The following is a 10,575-nucleotide window of genomic DNA, read 5'->3' on the forward strand; positions in this document are numbered from 1 at the left end:
GCTTTTTTTATTCTTTCTATTTTTAAGTGTATAGCGCTTAACAATTAAAGGGTTTGAGGGTTGTCTGATATATGTTTTTCACGTAGTTTTTGACGCAGGACTTTACCAACAGCACTCTTTGGCAGTTCACTCACAAACTCAATATGACGTGGGCACTTATAACCAGTTAAATTTTCCAATGCAAATTCTTTAATATCACTTTTGGTGACATTGTTGTCTGCAGGCACGACATAAATTTTAACCGCTTCGCCTTGATGTGCATCAGGAATACCAATGACTGCGCAATCAACAATAGCCTTACAATCTAGCATGACAGATTCAATTTCATTCGGGAAGACGTTGAAACCTGAGACTAAGACCATGTCTTTCTTACGATCAAGTAGGGTGATATAGCCTTTTTCATCCATGCTAATAATATCGCCAGTGCGGAAATAACCATCACTGGTAAAGTCATTGCTACTGTCTTTGTTGAAATAGCCTGAAGTGACGTTAGGGCCTTTGATGCACATTTCACCCGCTTCATTTAGACCCATACGTTTGCCGTTCTCATCGACCACGATGACATCAACACTAGGAACTGGTATGCCAATAGTACCGTTGAATTTACGGTCAGTGATGACGTTGGCAGTACCTGCAGCTACTCCTTCAGTCATACCCCAACCTTCAACCATCGGGCAGCCAGTGACTTCAAGCCAGCGTGATGCTGTTTGCTCAGTTGCTGCCATGCCACCTGCTTGAGTGATACGTAATGAGCTAAAGTTCAAATCCTTAAAGTTTGGCTGATCGAGCAAACCCTTGAACAAAGTATTAACCGCTGGGAAAATATGGAACGGTTGCTTTGATAATGTTTTGATAAACCCTGGCATATCGCGCGGATTGGGTATCAATATAAAGGTGTAGCCCGAGCGCATACCAAGCAAACTCAGCATAAACGCAAATATATGATATAGCGGCAGCGCCATAACCATATTGATATAAACCTCATTAATATTTGAGGTGACAGGACGGTACCATGCTTCTGACTGCATAGCAGCAGCAACGACGTTGCGCTGAGTTAAGACAGCACCTTTAGATAGCCCCGTTGTTCCGCCCGTATACTGCAGAATGGCTTTTTGTTCCATAGTGGCTTTTGGTGATTGGACAGGTAAATGCTTACCTTTTTTGAGCACTTCAGGAAACTTAGTAACATTGTACTTAGGATCATTAAGATTATACTTAGGAACGAGGCGTTTGACCTGACGGATAACTGTGTTGACTAAGATACCTTTTAGTCCCATCATATCGCCCATTTTTGAGAGGACAATACGCTTGATATTGGTCTCTTCGATGACTTGCTCAAGTGCTTGGGCAAAGTTATCCACCACAAAAATAACCTGAGCGCCCGAATCATTTAATTGATGGCGTAGTTCTCGACCAGTATAAAGTGGATTAATAGGGGTACATACATATCCTGCACGCAAAATACCAATCATCGTAGGCAAGTATTGTGGAACGTTTGGCATCATCGTTGCCACCACGCTGCCTTTTGGAATGCCTTGTGCTTGTAACCATGCTGCCACTGCCAGTGAGGCTTTATCAACGTCACCATAAGTATGAGTGACGCCCATACAGATAGTCATAGGATGCATACGGAAACGCTCAAAACATTCCTCATACAGCTCTATGAGACTAGTATACTGATCAGGGTTAATGGTTTTGGGTACGTTTTGTGGGTATTGAGCAAGCCAAGGTTTATCTACTGTCATACTTAAAGTCCTTAAGTGTTGAAATAAGTTAAGGTTCTATAAAAAAGTAGTCACATCCGTGTCAACAATATATATCATTGCTGAAAGAGCAATTAATTGTCGAGTGACATCATAGTGATTCACAGACTGCTAGAATAAGGTGGCCTTTACATATATAAAGTTTTTAACTACAAATTGATTTAACCACAATGGCTAAGAATCGGAGTAGATTAAACGGCAGGTTGTTGTCTTTATTGCTGAAAAAATGAAGTAACTTGTTTTAGCAATACAGTAACATAACTACAATTGATTTCGTTATGGCAATACAAGAACTTGATAGTTTATAATTAAATTTGATAAAAACAACAATATATGTTGCAACATATATTTAGATAAACGGTTATATAAACTGATAAGCGGTTTTTTTCTAGAAAAATGTTAAATTATTATACCAAGTATCTATCTTGTAATACAGTTGGCCACACAATTACGTTGATTGGATTGTTACAGCTCTGCAATTTTATTAATAATAATGATTGGTTTTTCATAAAAAAAGCGCTCTATGTTGAGATAGAACGCTTCTTTATTATAGATGCTTTATTTACCGTTTCGGGTTGTCTACATGATGCTTTTCACGTAGTTTTTGACGCAATACTTTGCCGACATTGCTTTTTGGTAGCTCATCAATGAACTCGATATAACGCGGACATTTGTAGCCAGTCATATTATCCAAAGCAAACTCTTTGATATTGCTTTTGGTCACCTTATCATTAGCAGGAACGACGTAAATCTTAACGGCTTCGCCTTGATGTTCATCTGGAATACCAATGACTGCGCAATCAACAATAGCATTACAATCCAACATGACAGATTCAATCTCATTCGGGAATACGTTAAAACCTGAGACTAAAATCATGTCTTTTTTGCGATCGAGTAGGGTGATATAGCCTCTTTCATCCATGCTGACAATATCACCAGTATGGAAGTAACCATCACTGGTAAAGTCCTCACTACTGTCTCTATTGAGATATCCAGAAGTGACATTGGGGCCTTTGATGCACATCTCACCTGTTTCATTGATACCAAGACGATTGCCCTCATCATCGACCACAATGATATCAACGCTCGGGAGCGGCAAACCAATAGTGCCATTAAATTTGTGATCCGTCACAATGTTAGCGGTACCTGCTGCCACGCCTTCAGTCATACCCCAACCTTCGACCATCGGGCAGCCAGTGACTTCAAGCCAGCGTGCAGCTGTTTGCTCAGTCGCAGCCATACCGCCCGCTTGAGAGAGACGCAGGGAACTAAAATTTAAGTTTTTAAAGTTTGGATTATCGAGTAAGCCCTTATACAAAGTATTAACCGCTGGCAATATATGGAACGGTTGCCTTGATAATGTTTTGACAAATCCTGATATATCACGTGGGTTTGGCACCAATATAAAGGTGTAGCCCGAACGCATGCCGAGCATACTTAGCATAAACGCAAATATATGATATAGCGGCAAGGCCATAACCATATTGATATAAACCTCATTAATCTCTGAGGTAATCGGCCGAGTCCATGCTTCTGACTGCAAGGCTGCCGCAACGATATTCCGCTGCGACAAAATCGCACCTTTAGACAGTCCGGTCGTGCCACCTGTGTACTGCAAAAAAGCTTTTTGACTTAATTGCATGGCGGGTTTATGGAACGGAAGAACTTTACCTTTTTTGAGCACATCAGGGAATTTGGTCAATTCGTGCTTAGGGTCGTTCAGCTTATATTTAGGAACGAGGCGTTTGACCTGACGGATAACCGTATTGACCAAGATACCTTTGAGACCCATCATATCGCCCATTCTTGAGAGGACAATGCGCTTAATATTGGTTTCATCAATGACTTGCTCAAGTGCTTGGGCAAAATTATCAACCACAAAAATAATCTGCGCACCTGAATCATTCAATTGATGACGCAACTCTCGACCGGTATAAAGTGGGTTGATAGGCGTACATACATATCCTGCGCGCAAAATACCAATCATCGTAGGCAAGTACTGTGGAACGTTCGGCATCATTAGCGCGACGACGCTGCCCTTAGGGATACCTTGTGCTTGTAACCATGCCGCAACTGCCAGTGAAGCTTTATCAACGTCACCATAAGTATGAGTCACACCCATACAGATGCTCATAGGGTGCAAACGAAAGCGATCAAAGCACTCTTCATATAGATCTATGATGCTGTTGTATCTATCGGGATTGATCGTCTTAGGCACAATATTAGGATAATGGGCAAGCCATGGTTTATTCGGCGTCATAGTCAGCGTCCTTGAAATTTACTATTTAAAATTGTGATGTGGCAGTCGTGTCCGTGTCAATGATGCTCATCAGCGCTGACGAAATCGTTTGCTGTTGAGAGTGATAATTTCTTATCGATTGACTGACTGATGGGTTTGTTTTGTTGTTATATAGTCAATCCAGATTTTATTTAGAAACGCAAATCATTCTATAGAATCGATTTTTAGAAAATATAATTTATCATTAAGAAAATCTAAAAAGCAGGTACCTTAATAACAATGCAAATATTTTATATAATTAAAACATTTAAAAATAAATGAACCTCCAATGAGTACATTAGCATGAGTATTATTAGAAATAATATGAAAATGAAATACTGGTCAGTACATAAGTCAAAATAAAATATATGACTAAAATCAAATATATAGAGGTGTGTTTAAAAAATGAGGTAACTTTAATAACTAGACATTAATACCGCAGTATTTAAGGTAGGATAAACTGATGTTTTTTATTAAAAAAGCGTCGATAGATAAGCAATGCATTGATTGTACAACCGAGCGTGCTACTCACACATATCAAAAACATGGTTACAATCTGATAGCGAACTGCTTGAGTAGGATCGGCGCCAGCAAGGATTTGACCTGTCATCATACCCGGTAAACTGACAATACCAACGACTAACATTGAGTTTAACGTTGGTGTCATGCCGTTGATGATCGCAGCGCGTATGGGCTCATGTACGGCTTCAAATGGTCGTGCAGATAAGCTGAGCATCATCTCGATGCGCCCGCGTTGCTCATGGAAGGATTCAATCAATTGGTTGCTGGTCAAAGAGATGGCAGTGAGCGAGTTGCCCAGTATTAAGCCTAGTATAGGAATGATGAATTGCGGGGTGTACCAAGGCTGCACCCTCAAAATAATAAGAATTGCGATTGCCGTAACGAATGCGGCTGAAGTACTGACTGCGATAAACGTATCAGTGAATAAGCCTTTATAGCGACGCTTGACCCGGTTTTTGGCAGCGCTGCCTGCAATTAAGGTCATGATGGTTAAAATGAGGAGCACTTCATACCATTGTTCACGTGCAAAGATCCATGCCAATATCAAACCAATGAAACTAAGCTGAACCACGGTACGAATAGCAGCGGTTAATAGTATCTTAGTCAGATGCAAGCGCAGTCGCCATGATACGAGAAGTACGATGAGAATTAGACTACTAGCTAAAGCGACATCCCCATAAGTCAGAACCATCTGCATATCATCCGTACCACTCATAAGTGCTCATTATAGTTAATCCTCTATAAACTGGATACGGTGTCAGTCTCGCTTAGTTTACTACATGTAGCGCTTGCACTCGGCTTTCTTGTATCCAAATTATATTGAGCCGACTATATTATAATATAAATATTAGGTAGAACCAGTCAGTGAATGTATGAGATGAGGTGTTGACTATGTTCTGGTATGAAAACACCTCAGTTAATACGCCTGATTGCATATGCCAATGATGATTGGCGAGTGGCATGATATCTTGCGTATCATGCGTGACCCATAGTAATGTGCGCTGGGCATCCAGTTGTAGCCAGTTCATGAGTAGCTTTACCAGCTGTGCAGAAGTGTCAATGTCTAACGCGGCTGTAGGCTCATCCAGTAATAATACCTGTGGATTTAACTGTAAAAGACGTAAGGTGTTGACCAGTTGCCGCTCACCACCTGATAAGTGATAGGTATCTTGCTGTAAAAAATCAGCGTTTCGTTGCAAGCGTTCGAGCTGTGCGATGTGCCAATCTATATCAAAATCGAGATGCTGATGAGCTTGTAGGCGATACGGCATTGTTAGATTGTCAATGACACTGCCTTCTAGCAGTTGCGGGTGCTGTGCGAGCAGGGCAACTTGCGTGCGCCATTGTGTGGGCAACGTATCGTGAATACTTTGAGGCGCATTGATGTTTGATGCATCATTATTATTTAGATAGACGTCACCGTTGCTCATTGGCAATAGTCCCGCTAATACCCGTAACAATACAGATTTCCCACTACCAGAAGACCCTGTCAGCACCGTTACTTGTCCTGATAATAGTGTACCAGTTACACCATTTATCAATACTCGCTCATGAGCGGGTAAAATAGGATCTGGCTTTACTATTTTTCTTAGTTTTTTAGACCACTTTTGATAAATATTAAATGGTATAAAGGGGTTTGTTTGAACGCTAGTGACATTGCTAAATACATTATCAGACGCATTGTTAGATACATTGTCAGAAGAAAATGAGGTCGCTGTACGTCTGCTGTGTACCCAAATGTCTTCGAATGTAAGCATAACTCCAAACCCACCATTATCAACAACACCCTTATTATGATGCACGTTCATCTATTAGGATTATTGACTACCCATTTGCTCGCTAATAGCTTGCTCGATAGCACTACGTAATTTTTGTGGTACACGGATAGGGCGCATAGGTGCATTGTTCGCAGCGGTAGCATCTGATTTGTCATTAGATATAGGCTCTGCTTGAACTTGATTTTGTACACAGGCAATAACGATTTTAGCGCTACTCAATATACTGCTGCTAGTATTGACGTTACCAGTAGCGTCGCTATTTGCTATGTGACGATGGATGCTTTGATGGAAAATCATACTGGCAGGTTTTAATTCGACTTTGTCTACACGCACGTTGATCACTTCATCTAAGAGAATGGCTCGTTTGTATTGCAAGTCTGCCTGACTCACGACAAAATGCTGTATATCGCCATTATCAGTTTGTAAGAAATAACCATTTAAACCAAGTTGGCCAAACCAATCACGGCGGCAGTTTTCAAAAAACACCAAATGATTGGCGTGGTAGACTATACCACCGGCATCAGTATGGTTAATATAGACGTTATAATCTTTAGCAAACAATGGCGTAATTGTATTGATTCCCGTTGATGTTGCAGTGGAGTTTTTGCTATTAGTCGTTGTCATAATTATGCTCAGTATTTTTTATCAATATAAATGGTTTAAAGTTTTTGCTTAATAAAGGTTAGGGCTTGTCTTCAATTCACTCGATAGTCATCTGAATGGGCTAAAAATGGCTAAATATTGCCAAAAATCGTCAAGTAGCTGGTTAATATCCCGATATTATCTACGCTATTTTTCTTTTTTGACGGCAATTTATCTCATTTTTATCACCGTTTTTAAAATGAAGACACACTTTAGTATTGTCTTTTGAATAAATAACAATGCAGTTTTTTAATAGGGTTTTGACGATAATAAAGTGTCATTCAAAACTATTATAGAAATAACAATTAATAAGAAGAGCTACTCTAGCTCAAGATATCAGGACACGCAATAGTTAGGTTGCGCTCCGTCTGTTATCATATAGTCATTCCACTATAAAAATATTACTGCGTTAACCTCGCTTGAAGTATTTAATATACATCGACACTCGGTTGCCTTGTACTACTTTTAAATTGAATCGACTATAGTGGTTTTTATCTTTTGCCTCTCAACTATTTGTATTAGCACCGTATTTCATCAATCAGTATAGGATAATTTATGACCCGTTTTGTCAGTTTTAATATTAATGGTATTCGTGCTCGCCAACATCAGCTTGAGGCTGTGCGAGACGTCATCGATCCTGATGTGATGGGTCTGCAAGAAACCAAAGTACATGACGAGCAGTTTCCCTTAGAGAACATAGAAAGCTTGGGCTATCACGTAGAATATTTTGGTCAAAAGGCGCATTATGGTGTTGCACTCTTGTCTAAAGTGGCGCCTATTTTTGTGCAAAAAGGCTTTCCGGGTGAAGAGGAGGAAGCGCAAAAGCGTTTTATTCATGCCCGCTATGAGTTTGAAGGACGTGAAGTTGATGTGCTCAATGGCTATTTTCCGCAAGGAGAGAGCCAAGACCATCCAACTAAGTTTCCAATGAAGCGTGCTTATTATGCAGATTTAATGGCTTATATTGATACATTAAAAGCAGAAGGTCGCTCTCTCGTGGTTATGGGAGATATGAATATCGCTCCAGAAGATATCGATATTGGTATTGGTGAAGTCAATGCTAAGCGCTGGCTCAAAAACAGAAAGACTTCATTTTTACCAGAAGAGCGTGAGTGGTATAGTGCACTGATGTCGCGTGAGCTGACGGACACCTATCGTTTGCATTATCCAGAAAGCACTGAGCTCTATAGCTGGTTTGATTACCGCAGTCGCGGTTTTAATGACGAGCCTAAGCGCGGACTGCGTATCGACCATATTTTGTGTACCGCAGACCTAGTTGAAGCATGTGTTGATGCAGGTATCAGCTATGATCTGCGCGCTATGGAAAAACCGTCTGACCATGCGCCAATTTGGTCGGCATTTGACTTAAAAAAATAGTAATACGTTTATATAGTTAATCTTCTATAAATTGGATAAGGTGTCAGCTTCGATTAATTTACTATTTGTAGTACTTTCACTCAGCTTCCTTGTATCCAAATCATATTGAACAGACTATAGTATTGATCAAAACATAGTCTATAAATCATAATAAGACTTGAACACTAAGGATGTAATGATGGCTGTCGGAAATATTGAAGTACCCAATACGATCTATCCTATCGAAGGTATCAAGCTAAGTGCGACTGCAGCGGGTGTACGCTACAAGGATCGTGACGATTTAGTCGTCATAGAGATAGCGGATAATGCAACCACTGCGGTTGTTACTACCAAAAACACATTTTGTGCTGCACCTGTGCGTGTATTGCGCGAACACTTCGCTAAAGCCAGCCCTCGCTATTTGGTGACCAATACAGGTAATGCCAATGCAGGGACGGGCGCTGATGGCAAGCGCCGTGCTGTCGATATCTGTGCTGCACTGGCTCATAAAGCTGGCGTAGATAGCAATGCTGTATTGCCATTTTCTACAGGCGTCATTGGTGAGCCACTAAATAGTGACGCAGTGATCGCAGGCTTAGACAATGCACTTGCTACTTTAGCCCCTGACAGTTGGCTTGCAGCAGCCAATGGTATTCGTACCACTGATACCATTCCTAAGCTTGCCAGTCAAAAAGTTGATGTAGCGGGTACCAGTTATCACATAACAGGTATGTCAAAAGGCTCAGGCATGATACGCCCGAACATGGCTACCATGTTGGGTTACGTGGCGACTGATGCCAATATCACTGCTGACCTATTACAAGAGATGCTAAGTGCCATCAATGAGCAATCTTTTAACCGTATCACTGTCGATGGTGATACCTCTACCAATGACTGCTGTGTATTGATAGCCACTGGCGCTGCTAGCTCAGAAGTGATCGATAGCCCAGAACATCCGCATTATCAGTCAATATTTACGGCGTTAGCAGAAGTGTTTGTTCGTTTGGCGCAATTAATCGTGCGTGATGGAGAGGGTGCAACTAAGTTTATGACAGTGAAAGTCACTGGTGGTCAGACGACGAAAGAGTGCTGCGATGTGGCATATGCAGTTGCACATTCACCACTCGTAAAAACAGCATTCTTTGCCAGCGATGCCAATTGGGGTCGTATATTGGCTGCAGTTGGTTATGCGGGTATCGAAGATTTAGATACAGAGCAAGTCGACGTGTATCTGGATGATGTAATGATTTGCCAAAGTGGTGGCGTTGCGCCTAGCTATACGGAAGAGGCGGGCAAGGAAGTCATGAGTCGTCCTGAGATTACTATTCATATCAATCTTGCACGTGGCGATGCCAGTGATACGGTGTATACCTGCGACTTATCTTATGATTACGTTAAGATAAATGCTGATTATCGTAGTTAGAATTTATTAAAGTAAATACATTGTTGATTGAGCCAGAGTGATTGTCATTCTGGCTTTTTGCTGTCTGATGCCTGCTCAGTATCAATTAGCCCTACTAGTTAATACGTACCACTAACATCAGTTGCAAAAGCTGACGTTACTTTACAAAGCAGTTGTAGAGAGACAGAGAGCTCGCGACTTATACTAATCTTAGTAAATAACACACGGCAGGATTTATAAACTTTGATGATTTATTGCTCGATAACACATTTGCAGTGCCGTGCTTACTACTAAAAAGATTAGCTTTTACAAAGACCAACTATTACAAAGATTAGATGTTAAAAAAAATAAATTTAAGCAAGCCACTTATAATTAATAACAACTCACTGAGGATTTTATAATGAAAAAATTTGCACTTGCAGCATTGATGACTACTTTTGCACTTTCTGGTTGTTCTACTATGGACAATGAACGTACGATGGTGGTTGAAGGGCAGCCTATGAATGTAAAAGTGGTGAATATTCCAAGTTTTGAAGTAGAAGTCGCCCCGCGCAAAGCAGTATGTGATTTGACAGCAACTGACGGCTCTATGGTTGAATCTCAGTGTTTACAATATCGTCAAACTTATCAGAAAAACTACACCACTTTAAACGGCAACATCCAAGGCTTTACTTATGAGCCTAACTATCGTTATATGCTAGATATACGCCAAGAAGCAATGACTGAAGAAGGCTCTGATGTCGTACAGCCTGTTTGGATCTTAAATAAAGTTATCTCGAAAACTGCTGAGTAAAACTTGCTTGGTTTACTGAATGTTTTGTAACCTCGCTATAG

Annotated in this window: 8 protein-coding genes; 3 read left to right on the forward strand and 5 right to left on the reverse strand. The window is 40.7% G+C overall.

Features of this window, described 5'->3' with window-relative positions; genetic code table 11:
- Positions 1-44: 44 nt before the first annotated feature.
- The 5 genes from ACZW67_RS13520 to ACZW67_RS13540 all read right to left on the reverse strand — a co-directional run bounded on the left by ACZW67_RS13520 (position 45) and on the right by ACZW67_RS13540 (position 6,965).
- Positions 45-1,745 (reverse strand): AMP-binding protein, encoded by a 1,701-nt coding sequence (locus tag ACZW67_RS13520; RefSeq protein WP_465183685.1) that lies wholly within the window; start codon positions 1,743-1,745, stop codon positions 45-47.
- 580 nt (positions 1,746-2,325) lie between these two features.
- A complete protein-coding gene (locus tag ACZW67_RS13525; protein WP_465183686.1) occupies positions 2,326-4,023 on the reverse strand; it encodes an AMP-binding protein in 1,698 nt (565 codons plus the stop codon).
- Between the two features lie 463 nt (positions 4,024-4,486).
- Complete coding sequence (locus ACZW67_RS13530) at positions 4,487-5,278, reverse strand: ABC transporter permease (RefSeq protein ID WP_465183687.1); 792 nt, start codon at positions 5,276-5,278, stop codon at positions 4,487-4,489.
- A gap of 118 nt (positions 5,279-5,396) precedes the next feature.
- On the reverse strand, positions 5,397-6,320 hold the full coding sequence (locus tag ACZW67_RS13535; RefSeq protein ID WP_465183688.1) for an ABC transporter ATP-binding protein: 924 nt from the start codon (positions 6,318-6,320) through the stop codon (positions 5,397-5,399).
- A gap of 60 nt (positions 6,321-6,380) precedes the next feature.
- Positions 6,381-6,965 carry a thioesterase family protein gene (locus tag ACZW67_RS13540; protein WP_465183689.1) on the reverse strand — a complete coding sequence of 195 codons (585 nt, stop codon included), beginning with the start codon at positions 6,963-6,965 and terminating at the stop codon, positions 6,381-6,383.
- 573 nt (positions 6,966-7,538) lie between these two features.
- On the opposite strand from ACZW67_RS13540, the gene xthA reads away from it, so the two are divergent.
- The 3 genes from xthA to ACZW67_RS13555 all read left to right on the forward strand — a co-directional run bounded on the left by xthA (position 7,539) and on the right by ACZW67_RS13555 (position 10,534).
- Positions 7,539-8,360, forward strand: a complete 822-nt coding sequence (gene xthA / locus ACZW67_RS13545; RefSeq protein WP_465183690.1) for an exodeoxyribonuclease III — start codon at positions 7,539-7,541, stop codon at positions 8,358-8,360.
- A 178-nt stretch (positions 8,361-8,538) separates the two neighbouring features.
- Positions 8,539-9,762 (forward strand): bifunctional glutamate N-acetyltransferase/amino-acid acetyltransferase ArgJ, encoded by a 1,224-nt coding sequence (argJ, locus tag ACZW67_RS13550; RefSeq protein WP_465183691.1) that lies wholly within the window; start codon positions 8,539-8,541, stop codon positions 9,760-9,762.
- Between the two features lie 379 nt (positions 9,763-10,141).
- Positions 10,142-10,534, forward strand: coding sequence for a DUF4377 domain-containing protein (locus tag ACZW67_RS13555; RefSeq protein ID WP_465183692.1), 393 nt, complete (start codon positions 10,142-10,144; stop codon positions 10,532-10,534).
- Positions 10,535-10,575 lie beyond the last annotated feature (41 nt).

The sequence above is a fragment of the Psychrobacter sp. TPE 89C genome, assembly GCF_055522395.1.

Excerpts from the sequence above, each read along its gene's own strand:
- ACZW67_RS13535 (WP_465183688.1), bottom strand. The coding sequence starts at position 6,320 with ATGCTTACATTCGAAGACATTTGGGTACACAGCAGACGTACAGCGACC.
- ACZW67_RS13520 (WP_465183685.1), bottom strand. The coding sequence starts at position 1,745 with ATGACAGTAGATAAACCTTGGCTTGCTCAATACCCACAAAACGTACCC.
- xthA (WP_465183690.1), top strand. The coding sequence starts at position 7,539 with ATGACCCGTTTTGTCAGTTTTAATATTAATGGTATTCGTGCTCGCCAA.
- argJ (WP_465183691.1), top strand. The coding sequence starts at position 8,539 with ATGGCTGTCGGAAATATTGAAGTACCCAATACGATCTATCCTATCGAA.
- ACZW67_RS13530 (WP_465183687.1), bottom strand. The coding sequence starts at position 5,278 with ATGAGTGGTACGGATGATATGCAGATGGTTCTGACTTATGGGGATGTC.
- ACZW67_RS13540 (WP_465183689.1), bottom strand. The coding sequence starts at position 6,965 with ATGACAACGACTAATAGCAAAAACTCCACTGCAACATCAACGGGAATC.
- ACZW67_RS13555 (WP_465183692.1), top strand. The coding sequence starts at position 10,142 with ATGAAAAAATTTGCACTTGCAGCATTGATGACTACTTTTGCACTTTCT.
- ACZW67_RS13525 (WP_465183686.1), bottom strand. The coding sequence starts at position 4,023 with ATGACGCCGAATAAACCATGGCTTGCCCATTATCCTAATATTGTGCCT.